This is a genomic window from Novosphingobium sp. PC22D, assembly GCF_002556635.1.
Taxonomy (GTDB): Bacteria; Pseudomonadota; Alphaproteobacteria; order Sphingomonadales; family Sphingomonadaceae; genus Novosphingobium.
Genome location: NZ_MWMO01000005.1, coordinates 93494 through 115349 on the forward strand (window position 1 = coordinate 93494; position 21856 = coordinate 115349).

Genomic DNA, 21856 nt, shown 5'->3' on the forward strand with positions numbered 1-21856 from the left:
CCGGCGCCCCCTCCCTATCCGGGTCGAGGGGAAGAGACATGATGAGACACCTGTTCGCCGGCGCAGCCGCACTCGCGCTCGCCGGTTGCGCGGCAACGCTGCCGATGGCCGAGAGCGCCGCGCCCTCCGCCAGCGCCGCCCGGCAGGCATGGGGCGATTTCGTCCGGACCACGCTCAAGGGCTGGTGGGAGATCGATCCCGCCTTCGCGATCTATCAGGGCGCGCACGAATACGACGGACGTCTGCCCGACTGGAGCGAGGCGGGGCTTGACAAGACAGGCGCCTTCTACCGCTCGGTCATCGCCGATGCCGAAGCGTACGAGGATCTCTCCCCGGCCGACGCCTTCGAGCGCGACTATCTGGTGCAGGTCGCCAAGGGCCGGCTGTTCTGGCTGGAGGACGCCGACCAGCCGCACACCAATCCCGCCTACTACGTCGGCGGCGGGCTCGATCCCAACGTCTACGTCAGCCGCAATTATGCCGACAAGCCGACGCGGATGAAGGCGATGATCGCCTTCTTCAAGGCGGTGCCGCAGGCGGCGGCGAACATCCGCGCGAACCTCGAGACCCCGCTGCCAGCGAGCTTCATCAAGTATGGCGTCGCCGGCTTCGGCGGCTTTGCCGAGTACTACAAGGGCGATGCCCGCGCCGCCTTCGCCGACGTCGACGATCCGGCGCTGCAGGCCGAGTTCAAGGCTGCTTCCGAAGCCGCCTCGCAATCGATGCGGCAGCTTGCCGACTGGCTCGAAGGTCAAAAGCCCACGGCCACGCAGGACTTCGCGCTGGGCGCCGAGCGCTTCTCGCGGATGCTTTCGGCGACCGAGGCGGTGGACATCTCGCTCGACGAACTCGAACGCGCCGGCCGCGCCGACCTCGCGCGCAACCAGGCCGCGCTCAAGCAGGCCTGCGGCCAGTTCGCGCCGGGCAAGACCATCGCGCAGTGCTTCGACAAGCTCAATGCCGACAAGCCCGCCGACGGCCCGGTCGCCGAGGCGCGCCGCCAGATCCCGGTGCTCACCGCCTTCGTGCGCAAGAACGACCTCGTCACCATTCCCGGCACCGAAAAGGCGCTCGTCGAGGAAAGTCCGCCCTACAACCGGCAGAACTCGGCCTACATCGACCCGCCCGGACCGTACGAGAAGGGCATCCCTTCGATCTACTACATCTCGCCGCCCGACCCGGCCTGGCCGCAGGACAAGCAGCGCGACTACATTCCGGGCAAGGACGACCTCCTGTTCACCAGCGTGCACGAAGTCATGCCCGGTCACTTCCTGCAATTCCTCCATTCGAACCGCTCGCCCTCGTGGATCGGGCGGCTGTTCGTCGGCTATGCCTTCGCCGAGGGCTGGGCCCACTATTCCGAGGAGATGATGTGGGAAGCCGGCCTCGGCGACGGCGATCCGGGCGTTCACGTCGGCCAGCTTTCGAACGCGCTGCTGCGCAACTGCCGCTTCCTCTCGGCGATCGGCCTGCACGCGCGCGGGATGACCCAGGCGCAGTCGCAGGCAATGTTCGAGAACGAGTGCTACCAGGCGGAAGGCACCGCCGAACAGCAGGCCGCGCGCGGCACTTATGATCCGGCCTATCTCAACTATACGCTCGGCAAGCTGATGATCCGCAAGCTGCGCGCCGACTGGACCGCGTCGCGCGGCGGCAAGACCGCGTGGAAGGCGTTCCACGACGCGTTCCTCGGCTACGGCGGCCCGCCCATCCCGCTCGTGCGCCGCGCGATGATGAACGAACCCGAACCGCGCGCGGTATTTTGATCAAGCCGCCCGCCGAAACCCACTGGACCGGCGCCCCCGCCGCTTGGTAAGGGCGCCGAACCGCATCGGCGCCCACCCGCCGAAAGCCGGGCCGGCTTAGCTCAGTTGGTAGAGCACCTGATTTGTAATCAGGGGGCCGCGGGTTCGAATCCTGTAGCCGGCACCATGTTTTTCAATGTCTTAGAGGCCTTTTTGCTGCCGCAGAAGCGAACGGGGTAACGCTGGGGTTACTTTTCCACAAAATCGCGACCCTAGAAGAATGAGTGGCGTTTGCGACTTCGGAAGCTCGTGACAATCTAGCCACCCGCAATGAGATTGTTCGCTCAAGTCGGCGGTTCGGCAGGGCAATCTGGAAACGATGGAGCGGCTATCATCAGCGCAGCCTGGTCGAAACAAAAATGCATTGCTTCAAACTGCTGGGCGAGCGGATCATGGCACGAGACTTCGATCGCCAGGTCGCTGAAATGCAAATCCGCGCCGCCATCCTCAACCGCTCCACCGCGCTCGGAAGGCCCCAAAGTCAGCGTGTCGCGTAATCGATGTCTTCAAAGGCCAACTGCTGCTCTGCGACCGATTGGCGGAACAAAGCCGTACCACCTCAGACAAAGCCGATTGCTACATAGTGTTCCTTGCGATTACCAAGGACGCGATGGATCAATTTCGGGCTGAAACACCTTTCGCCTGGGCCAAGCTCGATGCGACCGGCGCTCTCCCGTTATCCGATCATGGGGCGGACGTCGGCGCGACGCTGGGTTCGCTGCTGGAACAACCGCACTGGATCGCGCTTCTGGAACATGCAGCGCAGCGTCCGCTTTCGACGCTCGATGTGGAACGGCTGCGCGTGCTGGCCTATCTGCACGATCTAGGGAAAGCCAATCGCGGGTTCTGGGCCCGCCAGTTCGCCGAATCGCCCATTGTTGGACACACCAACGAAACCGGCGCGTTGTTCTTTTCCCGCCTTGCCCACGAGCCCGCCGTCGCCCCGCTCAATGCCCTGATAGACCATTGGAGGTGCTGGGAACATTTTTTGGCGGTGATGGCGCACCACGGCACGCCCTTGCGCGCCTATACGTCTGAAACGAAAATGCTCGAACCGGGCAATCGGCCCCAGAACTGGCAGGCCGATGCGCATTACGACCCGATGGCGCAGCTCGCGGCGCTTATGGGCGATGTCGCACAGCGGTTTCCGGCAGCGTTCGGGCCGGGACGACACCTGCCCGACAATCCCGCCTTCGTCGCACTGCTGGGCGGGATGGTGACGCTGACCGACTGGCTCGGCTCGGACCCCGCGCTGTTCCCCGTTGCCGAACCGCATCTGGAAATGCGGGAGCACCTGCGCGCGGTCTCGGCACCGGCGGCGATCCACTCACGCGGGCTGGCTCACGAAACTATCGTGGTGCGCAATTTCCACGAGGCATTCGGCTTCGGCCCGCGCGGCGCACAAGCAGAGGCGAACGATCCGGCGTTGGGGCGCATCGCTCTGCTGGAAGCGGAGACAGGTTCCGGCAAGACGGAGGCCGCGATCTGGCGCTGGCTGGCCTTGCGTGAGGCAGGAGCCGTTGATGGCCTCTACTTCGCCTTACCCACCCGCGCGGCGGCAGTGCAGTTGCACGGTCGCATTAACGCAGTGCTCGAACGATTGACCGGCGGCGCGGTCAACGCCGTCCTTGCTGTTCCGGGCTACATCCGCTCAGGCACGGATGAGGCGAACCGGGCGCGCGACGACGACGGGCGCTTGCTACCAGGCTTCGATGTTGTCTGGCCGGATGCACAGGCGAATGACGGACGTTGGGCCGCCGAACACCCGAAGCGCTTCCTGGCCGCGCGTGTGGCGGTGGGAACAATCGATCAAGCGCTCATGGCTGGCCTGAAGTTGCACCACGCGCATTTCCGGGCGGCGATGCTGGCCCGCAGCCTGCTGGTCGTGGATGAAGTGCACAGTTCCGATCATTTCATGGGCGAGGTGCTGCGCGCGGTCTTGCGCAATCACACCACGCTCGGCGGTCACGCCCTGCTACTTTCGGCAACGCTCACCGCCGAGATGCGCGCAAGATTGCTCGATCCGTTCGCCCACACGCTCGCATTTCCTGCGCTGGATGAAGCTGTGGCGACGCCTTATCCCGCGCTGTCGGGGTCGCACGCGCCGCCCCGCCCGGTCGGAAGCGATGGGAGGCGGGAAAAGACGGTAAAGCTGACGCTGCTCGGCGCGATGGACGATCCTCAAGGAATCGCGGAGCAGGCGGTGGAGGCAGCGCGAAAGGGCGCCTCGGTGCTGGTCGTGCGCAACAGCGTGAACGGAGCGGTCGCGGTCGCGCAGGCTTTGGAGGAACTCGCTCCCGAACTGGTGTTTCGGGCCGGGCACGTCGCCACGCTTCACCACAGCCGCTTCGCCCCCGATGACAGGCGGCTGCTGGACGGGGCGGTGGAAGCCGCGTTCGGCAAGGGCCGCAGCTCGAAGGGCCGCATCCTGTGTGGAACCCAGACGCTCGAGCAAAGCCTCGACATCGACGCCGACCTGCTGCTGACCGACCTTGCCCCGATGGACGTGCTGCTGCAGCGTATCGGCCGCCTGCATCGCCACGAGCGGCGCGACCGGGGCACGTTCCTGCACGCTGAAGCCATCATCCTTACCCCTAACGAGCGCGACCTTTCCCGCTATCTCGGCCGGGTGCGTGACCGGCACGGGCTTGGCCCCAGGGCCGATGGCGGCGGCGTCTATCCCGACATGCTCGCGATCGAGGCAACATGGCGGCTGATCGAAACCCATGCCGAAATCGCCATCCCGGCAGACAATCGCCGCCTTGTGGAAGAGGCGCTTCACCCGGATCGGGCCGAAGCGCTCCAGCAGGAACTTGGCACCGACTGGATGAACCACCTTGCACAACAACAGGGCATATACATTGCCGACCGGCAAGCCGCCCACGCCGCTTCGCTGGACGTGCGGACACCATTCAGCGAGCTGGCCTTTCCCAAGGACATGGCAATCGCGACCAGGCTTGGTGCGCGGGACAGGCTGGCGATGTTCGATCCGCCGGTAACGGGACCGTTCGGGACGCAAGTTGATCGCATGACCGTGCCCGATTGGATGGCGCAAGGTATTGCGGCTGAGGCAATGCCGGAAGTTCTTATATCCGGCGACGTCTTGCGCTTTGCCTGGGATGCGGCCCGGTTCATTTATGACCGCTTCGGTTTACGGCGAGAATGAATTGCTCGCCTGAATTGTCCGATGCCTCTTGTCGTACCCCACTTTCTGAAGTTAAATCAGGTGTCGGGGGAATTCATGATCAGATGGCAGGAAATATCTGCACATGTCGCCGAGGGTGATCTCTTTCACCTGCTAGCCGCGCTTTCGCGCGGCGAAGTGGAGAGCTTCCCCGCTCTGCGTCCGCATCAGCGGCAGGCGTGGCATTCGTTTCTGGTGCAATGCGCAGCGATGGCGCTGATCCGCGCGGGGCAGCGCACCCTGCCGACCGACCCGGCGCTCTGGCGCGCGTTGCTGATCGGCCTGACTCCCGAATGGCCCAAAGGCGAGGCGTGGGAGCTGGTGGGCGGGGACTGGCTGGAGCCCGCCCTGCTGCAACCGCCGCTGGAAACGGCGGGCGAGTGCAAGGATTTCAAGACCACCCTCGAAACCGCCGACGAACTCGACATGCTCGTCACCTCGCGCAACCACGATGTGAAGGCAGCGCGGATCGGCGCCGGGCGCGATGATGACTGGCTGTTCGCGTTGGTCACTCTGCAAACGATGCAGGGGGTTTACGGCGCGAGCAATTACGGCATCTCGAGGATGAACAAAGGCTACGGCAACCGGATGGCGCTTGGCATCCAGCCTACCGGCAACCTGTCCGCCGCATTCGCGCGGGACGTGAGAAGACTTGTCGATACAGCGTCGAACGACGCGAGTTCAGGCAAGGGGATTGCCGCGCTCTGGGCCGTCCCGTGGGAAGGGACGCGGCAGTTGTCGTTCGCGCAGCTCGATCCCCTTTACGTCGATATCTGCCGCCGGGTGCGACTGGAACGTCGCGCGGACGGCACGCTTTGCGCGATGACGGCGGGTTCGAAAGTCGCGCGCGTGGCGGCGGCGGGGCTGAACGGCAACACCGGCGATCCGTGGGCGCCGATCCGCTTGTCTGACAACGCCAGCGTGTCAGCTTCGCCGGCCACGTTCGGCTATCGTAAGTTCACCGAACTACTCGACCGGACAAAGACTGGGCGGCCCCTGCTTTCCCTTCCCGCCGAAACTGACGATGCCGAGGGGCTCGCCCTCGTCGCCACCGCGCTGGTCCGCGGACAGGGCAAGACCGAGGGCCTTCACCGTCGCGCCATTCCGGTTTCCCGGCGGCGCAAGAGCGGTCGGCTCGGCGATGTGTATCTCGACCGCATGGGGCAGGTGGCCCAGGTCCGTGCGGTCGAAGCGGGCGAAGTCCGCAAGCGCCTGCGGATGGCGACGATGTCGCTGATGCAAGGCGGCCCGGCATCGCTGAGGCTGGACGACGATTCCAGCGCGCGTAAGTGCGAGCCGTGGTTGCAATCCTTCGAACTCGGCGTTGATCGCGCCTTTTTCGATCCGGCCTTCTGGGACGAATTCGACGAGGCGGAAGGCAATCACCGCCTTGTCTGGCGCAAGACGCTCACTGATCTTGCCAACGACGTTTTCGAACAGGCCGCCGAAGCCGCTCCGCGCACCGACGTTCGCCGGATTCGGGCCCATGCGGTTGCCCGCAACATGCTGGACGCCACACTGGCGGCCTATCTCAGGGAGGTTCGCTGATGAGCGTTGACGGCAGCGAAAGCAGCGCCCCGCCGAAAGATCCCGTCGCCTCCATCGGCGGCCAGTTGCCGCACCTTTCCACCGGCAACCGCTCCGCGCTGCGCCGCATGTTCCTGACCAAATCCGCCGACGCGGACGGCGTGGTCATGGGCCTGCTCAGCGCGGCTGAGGTGCCCGATGCCGAATGGCGCAGCCCTGCTTCGCTCAAGCGCTGGCGCCTGATTGCGCATGTCGCGGCGACCTTGTCGGGCACTGCGGGCGTGAACCCACATTCGCCCGTGCGTCCGCTGGGGCAGGCGCTCCACGCTGCCGGGCTTTCGGAGAACCGGTTGATGAGGCTCACCACTGCCCGCGGCCCCGCGCTTGTCGACCAGATTGTGCGCACAGCGCGGTATTTGGCGCAGGCGGGCCAGACTCTGGTCGATCTGCGTTCCATCCGCGCGCTTGTCAGCGACCGCGCGGACATTGCCGAGGAAGCGCGCCTGCGCATCGCTCGCGATTACTATTCGGCTGCCTACAAAGCCAAGGAGAAAGCATGACACCGCGGTTCGTACAGATCCACTTTCTCAGCGCATGGCCAGGCGCACTGCTCAACCGTGACGATGCCGGGCTTGCCAAGCGCCTTCCCTTCGGTCCGGCAACCCGCACGCGGATTTCCTCGCAATGTCTCAAGCGACACTGGCGCATGGCCGACGATCCGCGCGGGCTTCATGCGCTGGCGCTGGAGAACGGCGTCGCGGGCGAGCGCAGCAAAGTTGCCATCGAGCGACTGGTCACAGGACCACTCCGCGACAGGTTCGCGACCGATCTCGTCGATGCGGTAGAAGCCGAATTCATCGCGAAATACTACGGCAAGAAGGCGACCGACCCCAAGCAGCGGCAGGCGCTGCTGTTCGGCCAGCCCGAGGTGGCTTTCCTGTGCGAGGCCGCCGAATGGATTCTGTCGGAAAGCACAACCGCAAAGGAAGCCGCCGCTGCAGCGCAAGCATTCGCGAAGGAGGAGCGAGCCAACCTTTCTGCCCTGGGCGATCAGGTCGCGCTGGCGCCGGGGCTCGAGGCCGCGCTGTTCGGCCGGATGATGACGTCCGACGTGCGCGCCAATACCGATGCGGCCATTCACGTCGCGCATGCCTTCACCGTACATGACGAGCAGCCCGAACTCGACTACTTCACCGTGGTCGACGATCTGCGCAACCGCGAGGACGATGGTGATTCCGGCGCTGCGGGTGTGTTCGACACCGAACTGACCTCCGGGCTTTACTACGGCTATGCCGTGGTCGACGTGCCGCTGCTGGTTTCCAATCTGACCGGCTGCCCCCGTGCGCAGTGGAACGGCGATGAAGATCGCGAACTGGCGGCGCGCGTGGTGGAAAACCTCGTCTGGCTGATCGCGGAAATCTCGCCGGGGGCCAAGAAAGGCTCCACCGCGCCTTACAGCCGCGCCGAGTTCATCCTGATCGAAGCTGGCGAACGTCAGCCGCGCACGCTGGCCAACGCCTTCCGCGAGCCGGTGTCGCTGGCGCCGCAGCACAATGAAAGCCTTGGACGGCGCAGCGCCGATGCGCTTGCGCGCCACCTTTCCGACCTTGATGAAACGTACGCCACGGGCGAGGTGCGTCGTCACATGGCGCTGCCCGACATGGCGCTGGACGGGGTCGAGAGGCAGTCACTTGCCGCCATCGCAAGCTGGGCCGGCGAGCTGGTGCGGGACGCCCGCTGCTGATGTCCACCCATCTCATCATGAGTCTGGAAGCCCCATTGATGAGCTTCGGCGGCGACATGGTCGATGCCTTTGGCGTCGTTCGCGATTTTCCCGCGCGGTCGATGATCACCGGCCTCATCGCTAACGCGCTGGGCTGGGACCGCGCAGAGGCGGATTTGCACCAGGCGTTGCAGGCGCGCCTCATAATGGGATCGGTCCGCCTTCGCGAAGGGCGCCGGGTGCGGGATTTCCAGACTGCGCAACTGGGTGCTGCGGACAAGGGCTGGACCACGCGGGGAAAGCCCGAGGGACGAGCAGGCGGAGCGGGCACCTACAACTCACCCCACATCCGCTATCGCGATGCCGATGCCGATGCGCTGGTTCTGGTCGCCCTGCGCCTTGAACCTGTAGAAGCCGCGCCTGATCTGGGCACCGTCACGGCGGCGCTAAACATGCCGGAGCGACCGCTGTTCATCGGCCGCAAGCCCTTCCTGCCATCCGGGCCCCTCGTGGCCGGACACATCGACGCCGCCACCGTGCTCGACGCTCTGCGCGCCGCAATCGCGCGCTTCGCTCCGGCCCCGGCAGAACACTACGCCGCGCAGTGGCCCCTCGACGAAGGTAGCGCACAGCAAGCCCGGATCGAGGAGTTGACCGACGAACGCAACTGGCCCGCTGGCGTCCACGCCGGTCTGCGCCGCACAATAAATGCCCGGATCGGTGGTGAAGCGGCATGAGCGCACTGCAGCTTGTCCGAATTGCGTGCGATCGCCCGGCGCTGATGGCCTTCGCCATCGCCCGCCGCCTGTCCGACGACGATCTGGGATACGCGCTGCATCTAGCGCTTCGACTACGCTTTGGCGATGCCGCGCCGCAGCCGTTCCGCCTCGAAGAACCGCCGGGGCGCCCGCCGTTCGTGATCGGCTATGCCGCAAACGGCGATGCGCTTGGCGCTGCCCACGCGCTTCCACCGGCGGACGCAGCGTTGGAGGCGATCTTTCCCTCAGATCCCGAATGCCGCCCGATGCCCGAACTGTGGCAAGCGGGCGCGCGCTTCCGTTTCAAGGTCCGCGTTCGGCCGCTGGTACGATACGGCACGCGCATCCGCGCAGAACGTGCCAGATCGGCAACGGCCCTTTTGCCGAAAGCCGGAGAGGTCGATGCCTTCCTTGCCGCCTGCGACAAAGCCGAACCTGGCAAACCGCTCGACCGCGAAGCAGTCTACCGCGACTGGCTGACGCATCGCCTTTCGCCCGCAGCCGTGCTGGAAGACGCGCGGATGGAGCGGGTGCAGCGGGTCCGCACCCGCCGATCGCGCCACGACGGGAATGGGACACGCGCCACACAATCGTATGAGGCTGCCTTTTCCGGCACGCTGGAAGTTGCCGATCCCGGAAAGTTCGCCGATCTTCTTGCGCGCGGCGTCGGCCGACATGGCGCTTTCGGCTTCGGGATGCTGACGCTGGCCCCTCCCGGACCGAAGATCGTCTGATGCTCCATGGCCGTCTCGGTCTGGAAAAGGCGCGGATTCCGCACGCCGACCGGCACGGCCTTGTCTGGCTCGATCGCGGGCGTCTGGAAGTGGAAGACGGGTGCCTGCGCTTCGTGACCGCAGGCGGCGGCGATCTTGCGGCGGGCGATTACCAGATACCGCATCAGGCCATCTCCATCGTACTGCTCGGCCCTGGATCAAGCGTGACCCATGATGCCTTGCGGCTTCTCGCCCGTCATGGCTGCGCGCTAGCCGCAATCGGCGCGGGGGCGGTGCGGTTCTACACCGCCCCCCCGCTAATGCCCGACACATCGGCCATCGCGCGCAATCAGGCACGGCTGTGGAACGATCCGCAAAAGCGCATGGGAGTGGCCCGCGCGATGTATGCCATGCGTTTTGGAGATATCGTGCGGACGCGCGACATCGAAGTGCTGCGCGGGCAGGAAGGCGCCCGCATCAAACGCGCCTATGTTCTGGCCGCTGAACGCCATGGCATCCGCTGGTCCGGCCGCAATTATGATCGCGCCAGCCCGGAAGCGGGCGACCTTGCCAATCAGGCCATCAACCACGCCGGCTCCGCCATGACCGCCGCCGCCAGCGTGGCCGTGGCATCGGTGGGCGCCATCCCGCAACTGGGCTTCGTGCATGAGGACAGCGGACAGTCCTTCGTGCTGGATATCGCCGACCTCTATCGACACGACGTGCTGCTCGATATCGCGTTCGGCGCGGTCAAGGCCGCGAAAAGCGAGCCGATAGAGCGCGTCGTGCGCCGTCACGCGGCACAGTTGTTCCGCCAGAGAGAAGTCATTCCCAGCATGATCGACAGGATCAAGCAGTTGCTTGCGCCTGACGCTCAGGCCGATTGACGGTCCTATCGAAAGCTATGCCCCTCGTCGTCGTCATCACCCGCGATGTCGAAAGCCGGTACAGGGGCTTTCTCGGCTCGGCGATGCTGGAACTGGCCCCCGGAGTATATGCGCAGCCACGCATGTCGGCAGGCGGGCGTACGCGCATTGCGGACGTCCTGTCCGACTGGCACAGCCGCCTTCAACGCGGCAGTATCGTGATGTGCTGGGCAGAACCGAAGGCGCACGGCGGCCTCGGCCTGCGAACCTGGGGAACCCCGCCCCGGGATATCGTGACACACGATGCCATGCTCTTGGTGCGCCGCGCTTGCCAAAGCCCGAGAAACGGTGAAGATGCGGGGCAACCCGATCTTTCCAAGCGTTAATAATGCGTTAGAATGCAGAGGTTCCCCCGCACCCGCGGGGATAGTCCCTGCGCCCTGACACAGACCAGTGTAGACCGCATGGTTCCCCCGCACCCGCGGGGATAGTCCCTCACCCGTGACCGTATCGGTGAAGCGCGCATAGGTTCCCCCGCACCCGCGGGGATAGTCCCGACACACGCCCATGAAGGTCATGTCGGTATGCGGTTCCCCCGCACCCGCGGGGATAGTCCCTGGGCCCAGGGCGAGATGATGCTCGGCCATCGGGTTCCCCCGCACCCGCGGGGATAGTCCCCCGCCGAACAGTGCGAACACGCCTCCCTCGGCGGTTCCCCCGCACCCGCGGGGATAGTCCCTGGCGCGGTGCCTGCGATGCCTTCCTCGCCTGGGTTCCCCCGCACCCGCGGGGATAGTCCCGCTACCTGCGCAAATGGCGCGCGGCTGTCGTTGGTTCCCCCGCACCCGCGGGGATAGTCCCCAGTCGAAGCGGCCGGGAGAGCTCTACTTCGAGGTTCCCCCGCACCCGCGGGGATAGTCCCTGAGCATCAGGCGGCGATACGATCTCGATTTCGGTTCCCCCGCACCCGCGGGGATAGTCCCGCGACAGCAATGACCGCAGCTTCCTCATCGGTGGTTCCCCCGCACCCGCGGGGATAGTCCCAAGCCCAGACCCAGCATGCCCCGCATCAGAGCGGTTCCCCCGCACCCGCGGGGATAGTCCCCTGAAGGCTGACGAGCCGCTTACGATCGGCGAGGTTCCCCCGCACCCGCGGGGATAGTCCCACCTTCGGCGAGTCCCCGACGATCGCTGAGATGGTTCCCCCGCACCCGCGGGGATAGTCCCGAGACGAACAGCGATTGCCGTGCCAGCTCGCTGGTTCCCCCGCACCCGCGGGGATAGTCCCTTGTAACGCTGGCTTACATGCTCGCCCTCACCGGTTCCCCCGCACCCGCGGGGATAGTCCCGCGAAGGGTGAGCGACTGCCACCAGCGCCCCCGGTTCCCCCGCACCCGCGGGGATAGTCCCCTGCCACCACCGGGTACACGGTGATCGCTGTCGGTTCCCCCGCACCCGCGGGGATAGTCCCGTCGTCGCCAGCGTCATAGTCTGGCCATGGATGGTTCCCCCGCACCCGCGGGGATAGTCCCCGACGCTTGCGACCGATGCGAGACCGATGAGGGGTTCCCCCGCACCCGCGGGGATAGTCCCTGATCATCGATACGTTCGATAAAATCCCGGCGGGTTCCCCCGCACCCGCGGGGATAGTCCCACATATTGCCATCTGGACAACATTTTTTTTGGGGTTCCCCCGCACCCGCGGGGATAGTCCGTACTACGTCGACCTCGGCTTCCTGACCGCGCTGGTTCCCCCGCACCCGCGGGGATAGTCCCTCACGATTGGCACCTCTCGTACGCTCAAGCGCGGTTCCCCCGCACCCGCGGGGATAGTCCCTCGGGATGGGACACGCACGAACACGTCGACGGGGTTCCCCCGCACCCGCGGGGATAGTCCCGAGACCATCGTCGGCGGTCCACCCCGTGAGCGGGTTCCCCCGCACCCGCGGGGATAGTCCCATCGTAAGAGACCTCTCTGGTTTTGAGGTTCTGGTTCCCCCGCACCCGCGGGGATAGTCCCGCGACCCGGCCGACCGGCGCCCACCCGTATTGGGTTCCCCCGCACCCGCGGGGATAGTCCCGCTTCACCCTGCTTTTGGGTCATACCGGCCATGGTTCCCCCGCACCCGCGGGGATAGTCCCGACGAATGGGGCTTCACGATCGGCTATTCCCCGGTTCCCCCGCACCCGCGGGGATAGTCCCTCGCTCCTGCATGTGGACAAGCCCGACTGGTCGGTTCCCCCGCACCCGCGGGGATAGTCCCATGTGGCACAAGTATCGACGCGCCATGTTCCGGGTTCCCCCGCACCCGCGGGGATAGTCCCTCGTGCGCCAGCGATGCCGTCGACCAGTCCGCGGTTCCCCCGCACCCGCGGGGATAGTCCCAGGAAAGGCGCCTGGTCGTAGACCGCGCCGGAGGTTCCCCCGCACCCGCGGGGATAGTCCCTACGTCAAGCTGGCGGGCAAGGCGAGCGCGACGGTTCCCCCGCACCCGCGGGGATAGTCCCGATCTTGTTGACAGAGTATTGTCCGCGATTGCGGTTCCCCCGCACCCGCGGGGATAGTCCCATAGTCATGCCGCTGGTCGCGATCGCGTGGCGGGTTCCCCCGCACCCGCGGGGATAGTCCCGACGTCTCCGAGCGCGGCCAGCGAACCATTCGGGTTCCCCCGCACCCGCGGGGATAGTCCGCAGTGCAGGTTCTTGATCCGCTGCCCGTAATCGGTTCCCCCGCACCCGCGGGGATAGTCCCCCGGATGACAATCGCGAGAACATCGCCGACGAGGTTCCCCCGCACCCGCGAGGATAGTCCCAGGTAGGGACCCATGACGCGATGATGCATCGTGGTTCCCCCGCACCCGCGGGGATAGTCCCATGCTCTTCATGTCCTGCCGGACAGCTCGGGCCAATCGGCGTTGCAAAGCTGACTTACCGGTGTGTCAGACTGAGCAGACCTGAGCGGAAAAAAAGCACCGTGACCATCTTACCTGCCTGCCTGAAGCAATCAGCATGGCCAGATTGCCCGCACCGACAACCGCCCAATATTCGAGACAACTGAATGGACAACCGGCTGACCTGCAGAAATGCGGAGTTTTCAGAACGCTTGGTTGTCGGTCATGTCGAAGTTACGTTGTCTCCAAGACAACCCGGCAGGCACCAGATGCAGGGGCTCCCTTGGAAGACCGGCGCCGTTGGTCGTCGCTAGTCACGGTGGCCCATCGCGCTAACCATCCTTCGATGATCCGAAAAGCTTTCGGACCATTTCGGCGGTCCAAGACTTCCCGGTTGCGCTACGCAGGCCCTCCCCATCGAGTGCCAGCGCGATGTCGCCAAGCGCCAACCCCTCGCCATGCAAAGTGTCTGCGCGGGCCCGTGCCTTTTCGATGCGACCTGCCTTGCCCTTGGTCCAGTCCGCCTGACGCTCGCGCCACGAGGCGAAATGGCTGCGGAATGCTTCGTCAGCTGGCCACCCGAGCGCGATGGCCGTGAAGTGCGCCTCGTGGTCGCCGACATACAGGCGCAGGTACTGGTGGCTGCGTTGCTGGATCGCCTCGCCGAAATCGACGTAGAGGATCTGGGCATCGTGGTCTCGCGCTTGCGCCACCAGCTTGGTCAGTTCCCCGGCGATCTCCTTGCCGCCGCGGTCCGGCGCGACTTCGATATGCGTGGCTTCGGCGATGAGCTGATAGCCTTCGGACTTGGCGAAGCCGTGGACGGCCTTGCGTTGCATGGCGATGGTTCGGCTTTGGCCGGCGGCCTTCGCGGCGTCCTTGGTGTCGACCTTCGTGAACCCCGCCCAGGGCACCGGCAACGTCCAGTAGAACCCGATAGCCTTGCGCTTCATGCAGCTCCCCGTTTCGCGAAAGACCGGAAAATCCCGAGCAGAACCCGCGTGGGCCCTTCGTCTCGATAAACCTTTGCCATCGAACGCAAAGGAGACCAAGTCCATGATCCGCACCAGCCAGTCACACCCCCTCAAGATCGCCACCATCGACACCTTCGCCCCCGGACGCATCGGCATCGCCTTCTGTCCGGGCAAGACCCAGCGCGCAGCGATGTCGGGCAGCTGGGCACGCGATCTCGACACGGACCTCGATGCCGTCGGCGACTGGGGCGCGACGGCCGTCGTCAGCCTGATCGAAGACCACGAACTCAGGGCACTGAAAGTCGAAGGCCTCGGCGATGCCGTGCGCCACCGCCACATGGACTGGTACCATCTGCCGATCCGCGACGTCGACGTGCCCGGCCCCGCCTTCGAGTTCGCCTGGAAGACGGTGGGCGCCGAACTACGCCATCGGCTCTCGAACCGCTTCGATGTCTTCATCCACTGCAAGGGCGGAATCGGCCGGGCCTGCATGGTTGCCGCCCGGCTGATGGTCGAACTTGGCGACAACCCGGATGCGGCGATCCGACAGCTGCGCATGAAGCGTGATCGGCGCGCTGTCGAAACCCGCGCGCAGGAGCGTTACGTTCATGCGCAAAGCCTGCTGTTGAAACGCGATCCTGACACAAGTCCGGCTGCCATCCGCGACCGAGCCGTCGGCGCGCTGCTCGGCCTCGCGGTTGGCGATGCCGTCGGGACCACGCTCGAGTTCAAGGCGCGGGACAGCTACCCTCTGCACTGCGACATGACCGGCGGTGGTCCGTTTCGACTGGCGCCTGGAGAATGGACCGACGACACGGCAATGGCTCTCGCCCTCGCAGACAGCCTGCGGGGCCGCGATGACCTCGACGAGACCGAGCTCATGCGCCGCTTCCTCGCCTGGCGCGATCATGGCGAATACGCGCATAACGGCACCTGCTTCGACATCGGCGCGACGACCAGCGCTGCCCTGACGCGCTTCAAGCGTAGCGGCAATCCCATCGCCGGCTCGACGGATCCCGCCACCGCGGGGAACGGATCCCTGATGCGGCTCGCGCCCGTGGCGATCCGGTTCCACCGCAGTGAGGACCGGGACAAGTTGATCGATGTCGCCGCACGCCAGAGCCGCACCACGCATGCCGCGCCTGAAGCAGTGGAGGCCTGCGTCGCCTTCGCGCAGATGCTGGCGGATGCCATCGCGGGACGTCCGCTCCTCCAGGTCCTGCGTTCGCATCCCACAGGCACGACAGGCCGGATCGCGGCGATCTGCGAAGGGTCGTGGCGAGGCAAGCGCCGGCACGAAGTTCACGCCAGCGGCTACGTCGCGCACAGTCTCGAAGCCTCACTGTGGTCCATCGGCCGCAGCGGGACCTACCGCCAAGCCGTGCTTACCGCGGCGAATCTGGGTGACGACGCCGACACGACCGCAGCGATCACCGGTCAACTCGCCGGAGCGGCATGGGGCGCCAGCGCAATCCCAGAGGAATGGCTGAAACGTTTGGCCTCGCGGCGAAAGATCGAGGCCATGACCGACACGCTACTTGCGAGCTGATCGGTGAGAGAAAGAGCCCTGCGGCTCAACGAGGTGATCGTATAGTCAAATATGGTCCATGTGCCTTACGCAGCGGCTGAGGGAAAGCCTTGTGGCGTCCGGCACGAATCGAGCGCAGCAAGACGCCAGCAGCACTCGCGCACCAGCTTGTGTACCCATCTGTTCCGGATTGCAGTGTTCCCGGTGTTCCCGGTGTTCCCGGTGTTCCATGTCTGATTTCTGCGGGATTCCGCTCACCACGAGGTGTTCCGGCGGAACACAGGGAACACCTTAGCACTTGGCACGTGTTCCGTACGCATCGGCAGTTTTCTGCGGCGGAACACAGGGAACACCCGGAACACGCAGATTCGGGATGGATTCGAGCCAGTTAGATATCATCACCGCCGAAGATCGACGTCCTCACGACATAGAACCGCGCTTTGCCCATGCCCGGCGCAGAGAAGGTTCGAGAAGCCTTGCCCTCCCCATCCGGCACAATGTGCCGGCGTTCGATAAGCAAAGCCGCCACCCGCTTGGAGTTGAGACCGCGGCAGACCTCGTTGCGCCATGTCGGGGCAGGAATCAGGTACTCGCGGCCACCAACGCCATCATCGCGCCAGAAGCCAGCGCGGTTGTAGACGACCTGCTCCCATTCGCCACAGAGCGGCTGGAAGCGGGATGCACCGTGCGTCGATAGGAAGTCTGCAACCTGTTCGATGGCGGCAGTGTCTTCAGCGCTGCCGACACCACCTCGGGCTTCGAGCCAGTCAACGAACATGGACCGCGCGGCCTCGATGGCATGCCCCTGCGGCCAAGGCAAGATACCCTCGACGATGGCCCGTTCGCCAGCCATGGCAATCAAGCCGAGCCGGCGGCAGGCCCGTTCAGCCTGTCCAGTCGCACCCGCAGGAACTGACCTGGCTGCAAATTGGTTGACGCCCTCGCGCACGTCTTCGCCGATCTGATCGAGACGACCAAGGAGGCGCTGCACGAACGCCGGCCCCGCGATGCCAAAATGGCTAGCCGCACCATTCTTCACGCTGCGAGCCAGTTCATCACCGCTAGCTAGACCATTCAGTGTGTCGAACAGACCGAGCCCCTTGCCGGCATCAGCTTCGACATCGAGGATGCGCACTTCCTGCCCTGCCGGCGAACGACGCCCGCGCCCATCGGAGCGAGCGAGTTCAGAGAATGAAATCTCGCCTGACGATAGCATGGATACTTTCCACGACCGGGCAGCCCGGACTTCACCGGTCTTCGAGGCCCGCGACTTCCCACGACCGTTGGCAAGGAGATAGCCGACATGGCCCGCTTCTTTCGGATCGAGCTGCGCTAGCTCGTCAAGAATAAGCAGGCAATCATTCGCCATCTCAGCAACGCCTTCAAGGCCGTTCGCGGTCGCGCGCCATGACCCCACGAATGTCGGCCCACCCCAGACACTAGCAGCAGCAAGGAGAGCCGTTGATTTGCCGATAGAGGAAGCTCCTCGGAAGTGGAGGCCTCCGCCTTCTGCACCGGCGGCGGCAAGCAGCGGACCGACGAAAGCGGAACAAAGGGCGACGACCAGACGCGTGTTACCTTCAGCGGGCCGCGCAACAGCTTTCTGCCAGCCTTCCAAGGCGCCCTGCGCACGATATTCGTGGTCGAGACTCCCAGGCCCCTGATAGACAACCAGATCACCGTCAGGAGGGCCGATGGTGCGATCCGGCAGGGCAAAGCTGCCATCCTGCCAGCCGACTCGGGTCACGGCGCGAGCACGGCGTTCAATTTTCACCTGCGCGAAAAACTGCTGGAGAAGGTTGCGATCCCTCTGGTGGGGGCTGACGTACAGGCCGCCCTTGGAAAGCAGCTGGCGGACGGCCAAGCCATCACTTGCCAGATCCGAACGAGCGATCGCTGCCCTGTGCTCCTTGTCATCGTCATCGTACCAGCGGATAAGCACACCCCAGCCTTCAGAATGCTTGTCACGGGTCTGTGCCTGCACTTCAAATTGGCCAGCAATCACACGGACGTCGTTGCCATCTTTGAAGGTCAGCCCCTTCCCCGTCATCGTGAAGCCCTTGGGGAATTCCGCCTGCGGTTTGGCCGCCTCGATGGTGGCGCGCACCGCATCATCGCCAAGCTCGTTTGCGGCATCATTGAAATCGCGCCCAGTGGGCGTGTTCGCCATGTCATTCATTCGGGTCACTCCGTGGCGGTAGCGCGACGCGGCCACCGACGGCGCGGGCGGCATGCTGTGCTGCCTCCACACCGAGGTTCTTGAGAACGCGGGGATTGGAGACGAGGTGAGCGTCATCGTCCGCGCAGATGATTATTTCGGCGTCGGACCAGCGCGCCCGAATCGAGAGCGCCGTTGCCGTCAGGTTGTCCTTCGAAAACGCGACGACAGACGCATACCCCATCGCACGGCGGAGCGACGCCGTGGTCGAGAAGCCTTCCGCAATCAGGATAGTGCTTTCTGGTTTGCCAAGGACGAGGTGCAGATCCTTCTGCCGCCCGCCCTTGGCAAAACGCTTTTGTCCGTCGGGACCGATCTGCTGGATATTCCAGAGATGCCCCGATCCGGCATACATGGGCACGAGCAACATGCGCCCCTGCTGGCGAAGGCCCTCGCCTAGGATGCGCTTGCGCATCAGATAGGGATGGGACGGATTGGCCGGCCGGGAATTGGACCAGACGTGCTGGCAATGGCGCGCCACAGCCTCCTGCCTGGCCAGCACCTCGAGATCGCGCTTACGGCGGGCCGCCTCCCATTCCCGGACCCGGTCTACACGTTCCCCATGCGACAGCATCCGAGCGGCATTCGCCCGCCACGACTGCGAGATCCCAAGGGCATGGTGGCCGAAGGCTCCGGCTGGCACGCCATCGAAGTGGAGCACTGCCCAGCCATTCTTTCGACCCTTGCGGTCGCCTTCGCATTGAAAGCGGATCAGACCGCCATTGGCGAGCTTACTGGCAATTGGTTCGACCGGAGTCATGCCAGCCGCTTCCATGGCGGCAAGGAAAGCCGCAATCGTATCAGTAGCAGCCATGGACGGTCTCCCACTGATGCTGCCCCATCCGGCGGCAGAGATTTTTCAGCCATTCCTTCTGCTTGTCGGAGGGACGGCTGCCCTCCCGTTCCATGTCTTCCAGAAATTTGCGTTCGTGCACCTTCCAGCGAATGCCGGAATTCAGGCAGCGCTGCGCATCCAGCCGGTGCGATCCCGTCCGGACGACCGGCGCTGACTGGCGCTCGATCACGGACGACCTCTTCAACCTTTCGCCGATGTCGACCAAGCTGATCGAACGGGCACTGCAGTACTCGGTCAACTTGTTGAAGGCCGCATTACGTTCGCCTGCCTGATCGGAATCGAACATGGCGATCAGCTTGGCGATGCGCTCGATGTCCCGAGGATTGGGCATGGTCATCAGCGGCCCTCCCCAAAAACATCGGCGCCGAGATGGCCCGCGTGGTTCATAGGAAGAACTTTGCGCTCCAGGAATTGAACGCTCAGATCGGTGGTGGTATTAGCGCTGGCGTCGCCTCCAAGCAGACACACAGCGCCTTTGGCCTCAGTAGAGGCCGGGGCGTTTTTCCTTTCGGTCATGGTCGATCACGCGCCCCCCAGCTTGAGGGGAGCGCGGTTCTGGAAATCGCACGCGTTGCGATGAACGGTCGTCGGGTTCCCCGTCATGCCGTGGCTCCCGAAATACGGGCGCGGCTTTCCAGCCATGCCTCGAGATCGGTACGGCGGTAGCGGACCTTGCGGCCGACCTTCACGAACGGAAGGTGGTAACGCCCAGTGCTGCGCCAGACAGACAGGGTGCCGGGGGAAACATTAAGGAACTCTGCGGTCTGGCGCTCGTCGAGCAAATCAGATCCCAACAGAGCACCGAGGTCGTTGGACATGGAGCGACTCCAATGGCTTCGGCAACGTAGTCGTGGTCGCGGAGTTACCGAGGTTAACAGCCAGCAGGATTGCTGAGCATCAGAGTAAGCTCGATCAAATCAGAATGGATTTCTGTGCATCCATGTAGATGCCATTTTATGATGATATATTAGAATGTTAGATCATTAATCACGATCAAAAACAGTGAAGGTCCAGCCGGGATCAGCGTGCGGCCGGGGTTTGCTAACAGGGCGATATCGCAGTTTCAGCTGTCTTTCCCAAATCGCAATCCGATCATGCAACCAGCGATTGTAGCCACGTGATGCCTCCCCTCTTCGGGTCAAGACTACGCCGACATAGCACGATTCGCTTTTTCCAGAACGCGTCACATAGTCAGACCTGAACGCCCTGCTCTCTTCCGTGAGCCATTGCGCGGCCTCTACCCGAGATGCCCACTGTTTCTGCCTCATCCCACTGATGTACAGTGTCCGAAGCCATAGCTCGGTGACGCCATATTTTTCGGCCCTGGGCTGCCTGGCCACTTCCATGTTGGCCCTTTTTATTTCAGTCCGACGGCGCAGCTTCGGCAAATTCAGGACTCCATGTTCCGAATTGTTGTCTCAGTATCTGCCTGCATGACCACAGCAGCAAACATCGCGGAGGCCGCAGTTTCCATCGAACGGCGAACCGGGTCCACGTCGAGGCGAGAATAAATAAGCGTTGCCTGCGGTGACTTGTGGTTGAGGCTCTTGCCGATGATCGCCATCGAGGCACCGGTCTTTGCCTGCCAGCTACCCATGGTTCGCCGCAGGTCATGAAGACGGAGGTCGGTCATATCGAACAGTTTTGGATCAACGCCGTGGCTTGCGGCTAGAACCTGACACTTCATTTCCGCATTACCCAACGACCGGCTGGCATCCGACCTGATCGCTGCTCGGGCCGCGTCATCGAGGGCGCCCTTGGCATGCAATGCATCCACCAGCCGGGAGAAACTGGCCTTGTGACGGACGGTGTCCCAAGCCTTTTTCGGCTCGACTAGGTGGCCCGTTTTCCCGCTGCCCGGAAAAACGAAGGGGCAGAAGACTGTCGACTTGTCTGCGCGCACCTCATGGTCCGCCTCTGCGGCACACTTTCGCGCTTCAAGGATCGTAACGGCCTCGGGCAAGAGCGGCACGTATTGCGGCGTGCCATTTTTGGTTTTTCCGATCCGCCAGATGGCATCGGCAAGATCCACGTCCTGCCACCGCATGGCTTGGACATTTGACCGGCGGGCACCGGTCAACAGAAGCAGTAGGAAATAATCCCGCTGATCGCTCTCGGAGATCGCCTGAAAAAGGTAAGGGACTTCGCTTGCTTGCACAAATCGCTCTCTTGCCTCCTCGGCATAGGAAAGAACACCAGCCGCGGGATTATCGCCCGCGAAAATCCGCTTGGCCTTCGCGAAGTTGAAAATCGCGCTGATCAGGGTTTTGGCCCGATTGGCCGCGTAGGGAGAATCCTTGCCGATCTTGTGGTGCAGGCGAGCAACCTGCTCATGGCTGATTCCCGACAATCTCTGGGCCATGAATCCGGAAAGATGACGGCTGGCAATCTCGCGGTACTCAGCGACAGTGCGATCCGACAGTGCCGATCCGTTCCGTTTCCGCTTGTGGATGAGATAGTCGTCAAAGACCTCCTGCAACGTCGGCTCGCCTCTCACGGTCCTCTTCGCAGCCGCAGGGTTCGCGCCGTTCTCGAATTCGGCGATGATCTTCGATGCTTCCTTGCGAGCCTGCTCGACCGTCATCGCCGGAAACTTGCCGAGAGTGACGCGCCCGGCTTCGCCGCCCTTCACGCGCCGAAAGACACTGAACGACTTCACCCCCGTCGAAGAAACCCGGAGCTGCAAGCCCCTCATTTTCTGGTCGTGGTAGGTAAAGCGGCCCTTCTCCGGCGAGGGCAAATCCGCGATCTTTTCCTTGGTGAATGAAAAACGCGAACTGTCGTTTGCAGCCATCTGCTTGCCTCGCCTCGAC

Annotated in this window: 16 protein-coding genes, 1 tRNA gene, 1 pseudogene and 1 CRISPR repeat array; of the genes and pseudogenes, 12 read left to right on the forward strand and 6 right to left on the reverse strand. The window is 64.2% G+C overall.

Annotated elements, in window-relative coordinates:
* Positions 1 to 38 precede the first annotated feature (38 nt).
* From B2G71_RS10170 to cas2e, 11 genes and pseudogenes are all read left to right on the forward strand, one after another.
* Positions 39 to 1766: a DUF885 domain-containing protein gene (locus tag B2G71_RS10170; protein ID WP_098105654.1), complete on the forward strand. Its 1728-nt coding sequence runs from the start codon at positions 39 to 41 to the stop codon at positions 1764 to 1766.
* 90 nt (positions 1767 to 1856) lie between these two features.
* Positions 1857 to 1932 (forward strand) — tRNA-Thr (locus B2G71_RS10175).
* Positions 1933 to 2071: 139 nt separating this feature from the next.
* Positions 2072 to 2302 (forward strand): annotated as a pseudogene (locus tag B2G71_RS10180) (IS5/IS1182 family transposase); the annotation flags it as partial.
* An 86-nt stretch (positions 2303 to 2388) separates the two neighbouring features.
* Entirely contained in the window at positions 2389 to 4971 is a 2583-nt protein-coding gene (gene cas3 / locus B2G71_RS10185; protein ID WP_098105655.1) for a CRISPR-associated helicase Cas3', read from the forward strand.
* A gap of 228 nt (positions 4972 to 5199) precedes the next feature.
* Positions 5200 to 6537 carry a hypothetical protein gene (locus B2G71_RS10190; protein ID WP_141521545.1) on the forward strand — a complete coding sequence of 446 codons (1338 nt, stop codon included), beginning with the start codon at positions 5200 to 5202 and terminating at the stop codon, positions 6535 to 6537.
* Positions 6537 to 7076 carry a type I-E CRISPR-associated protein Cse2/CasB gene (gene casB, locus B2G71_RS10195; protein WP_098105657.1) on the forward strand — a complete coding sequence of 180 codons (540 nt, stop codon included), beginning with the start codon at positions 6537 to 6539 and terminating at the stop codon, positions 7074 to 7076. Before B2G71_RS10190 ends, casB begins: the two co-directional genes overlap by 1 nt.
* Positions 7073 to 8260 carry a type I-E CRISPR-associated protein Cas7/Cse4/CasC gene (gene cas7e, locus B2G71_RS10200; protein WP_098105658.1) on the forward strand — a complete coding sequence of 396 codons (1188 nt, stop codon included), beginning with the start codon at positions 7073 to 7075 and terminating at the stop codon, positions 8258 to 8260. Before casB ends, cas7e begins: the two co-directional genes overlap by 4 nt.
* Positions 8260 to 8976: a type I-E CRISPR-associated protein Cas5/CasD gene (gene cas5e, locus B2G71_RS10205; protein WP_098105659.1), complete on the forward strand. Its 717-nt coding sequence runs from the start codon at positions 8260 to 8262 to the stop codon at positions 8974 to 8976. Before cas7e ends, cas5e begins: the two co-directional genes overlap by 1 nt.
* Before the next feature lie 44 nt (positions 8977 to 9020).
* On the forward strand, positions 9021 to 9731 hold the full coding sequence (cas6e, locus tag B2G71_RS10210) for a type I-E CRISPR-associated protein Cas6/Cse3/CasE (RefSeq protein ID WP_168176327.1): 711 nt from the start codon (positions 9021 to 9023) through the stop codon (positions 9729 to 9731).
* Entirely contained in the window at positions 9731 to 10597 is an 867-nt protein-coding gene (cas1e, locus tag B2G71_RS10215) for a type I-E CRISPR-associated endonuclease Cas1e (RefSeq protein ID WP_098105661.1), read from the forward strand. The genes cas6e and cas1e overlap by 1 nt, the downstream gene beginning before the upstream one ends.
* A gap of 17 nt (positions 10598 to 10614) precedes the next feature.
* A complete protein-coding gene (cas2e, locus tag B2G71_RS10220) occupies positions 10615 to 10962 on the forward strand; it encodes a type I-E CRISPR-associated endoribonuclease Cas2e (protein WP_098105662.1) in 348 nt (115 codons plus the stop codon).
* Positions 10963 to 10981: 19 nt separating this feature from the next.
* A CRISPR array of direct repeats spans positions 10982 to 13450; the repeat unit is 28 nt; unit sequence GGTTCCCCCGCACCCGCGGGGATAGTCC.
* A gap of 349 nt (positions 13451 to 13799) precedes the next feature.
* On the opposite strand, the gene B2G71_RS10225 is transcribed toward cas2e, so the two are convergent.
* Positions 13800 to 14525 carry a hypothetical protein gene (locus B2G71_RS10225; RefSeq protein WP_141521546.1) on the reverse strand — a complete coding sequence of 242 codons (726 nt, stop codon included), beginning with the start codon at positions 14523 to 14525 and terminating at the stop codon, positions 13800 to 13802.
* On the opposite strand from B2G71_RS10225, the gene B2G71_RS10230 reads away from it, so the two are divergent.
* Entirely contained in the window at positions 14524 to 15990 is a 1467-nt protein-coding gene (locus B2G71_RS10230; protein ID WP_206049366.1) for an ADP-ribosylglycohydrolase family protein, read from the forward strand. The genes B2G71_RS10225 and B2G71_RS10230 overlap by 2 nt on opposite strands.
* A gap of 367 nt (positions 15991 to 16357) precedes the next feature.
* Here B2G71_RS10230 and B2G71_RS10235 read toward each other — a convergent pair whose 3' ends face one another.
* From B2G71_RS10235 to B2G71_RS10260, 5 genes are all read right to left on the reverse strand, one after another.
* Positions 16358 to 18148, reverse strand: coding sequence for a DUF927 domain-containing protein (locus B2G71_RS10235; RefSeq protein WP_168176328.1), 1791 nt, complete (start codon positions 18146 to 18148; stop codon positions 16358 to 16360).
* Positions 18141 to 19001 (reverse strand): toprim domain-containing protein, encoded by an 861-nt coding sequence (locus B2G71_RS10240; RefSeq protein WP_098105665.1) that lies wholly within the window; start codon positions 18999 to 19001, stop codon positions 18141 to 18143. The genes B2G71_RS10235 and B2G71_RS10240 overlap by 8 nt, the downstream gene beginning before the upstream one ends.
* Positions 18988 to 19380, reverse strand: a complete 393-nt coding sequence (locus tag B2G71_RS10245) for a hypothetical protein (RefSeq protein WP_098105666.1) — start codon at positions 19378 to 19380, stop codon at positions 18988 to 18990. The genes B2G71_RS10240 and B2G71_RS10245 overlap by 14 nt, the downstream gene beginning before the upstream one ends.
* Before the next feature lie 262 nt (positions 19381 to 19642).
* Positions 19643 to 19861 carry a helix-turn-helix domain-containing protein gene (locus B2G71_RS10255; protein ID WP_098105668.1) on the reverse strand — a complete coding sequence of 73 codons (219 nt, stop codon included), beginning with the start codon at positions 19859 to 19861 and terminating at the stop codon, positions 19643 to 19645.
* 572 nt (positions 19862 to 20433) lie between these two features.
* Positions 20434 to 21837, reverse strand: coding sequence for a tyrosine-type recombinase/integrase (locus B2G71_RS10260; protein ID WP_098105669.1), 1404 nt, complete (start codon positions 21835 to 21837; stop codon positions 20434 to 20436).
* Positions 21838 to 21856: the final 19 nt, after the last annotated feature.

What these genes read in the sequence shown, in the direction of transcription:
- B2G71_RS10170 (WP_098105654.1), top strand. Translation starts at nt 39, where the DNA reads ATGATGAGACACCTGTTCGCCGGCGCAGCCGCACTCGCGCTCGCCGGT.
- B2G71_RS10190 (WP_141521545.1), top strand. Translation starts at nt 5,200, where the DNA reads ATGGCGCTGATCCGCGCGGGGCAGCGCACCCTGCCGACCGACCCGGCG.
- casB (WP_098105657.1), top strand. Translation starts at nt 6,537, where the DNA reads ATGAGCGTTGACGGCAGCGAAAGCAGCGCCCCGCCGAAAGATCCCGTC.
- cas7e (WP_098105658.1), top strand. Translation starts at nt 7,073, where the DNA reads ATGACACCGCGGTTCGTACAGATCCACTTTCTCAGCGCATGGCCAGGC.
- cas5e (WP_098105659.1), top strand. Translation starts at nt 8,260, where the DNA reads ATGTCCACCCATCTCATCATGAGTCTGGAAGCCCCATTGATGAGCTTC.
- cas6e (WP_168176327.1), top strand. Translation starts at nt 9,021, where the DNA reads ATGGCCTTCGCCATCGCCCGCCGCCTGTCCGACGACGATCTGGGATAC.
- cas1e (WP_098105661.1), top strand. Translation starts at nt 9,731, where the DNA reads ATGCTCCATGGCCGTCTCGGTCTGGAAAAGGCGCGGATTCCGCACGCC.
- cas2e (WP_098105662.1), top strand. Translation starts at nt 10,615, where the DNA reads ATGCCCCTCGTCGTCGTCATCACCCGCGATGTCGAAAGCCGGTACAGG.
- B2G71_RS10230 (WP_206049366.1), top strand. Translation starts at nt 14,524, where the DNA reads ATGATCCGCACCAGCCAGTCACACCCCCTCAAGATCGCCACCATCGAC.
- B2G71_RS10225 (WP_141521546.1), bottom strand. Translation starts at nt 14,525, where the DNA reads ATGGACTTGGTCTCCTTTGCGTTCGATGGCAAAGGTTTATCGAGACGA.
- B2G71_RS10235 (WP_168176328.1), bottom strand. Translation starts at nt 18,148, where the DNA reads ATGAATGACATGGCGAACACGCCCACTGGGCGCGATTTCAATGATGCC.
- B2G71_RS10240 (WP_098105665.1), bottom strand. Translation starts at nt 19,001, where the DNA reads ATGGCTGCTACTGATACGATTGCGGCTTTCCTTGCCGCCATGGAAGCG.
- B2G71_RS10245 (WP_098105666.1), bottom strand. Translation starts at nt 19,380, where the DNA reads ATGACCATGCCCAATCCTCGGGACATCGAGCGCATCGCCAAGCTGATC.
- B2G71_RS10255 (WP_098105668.1), bottom strand. Translation starts at nt 19,861, where the DNA reads ATGTCCAACGACCTCGGTGCTCTGTTGGGATCTGATTTGCTCGACGAG.
- B2G71_RS10260 (WP_098105669.1), bottom strand. Translation starts at nt 21,837, where the DNA reads ATGGCTGCAAACGACAGTTCGCGTTTTTCATTCACCAAGGAAAAGATC.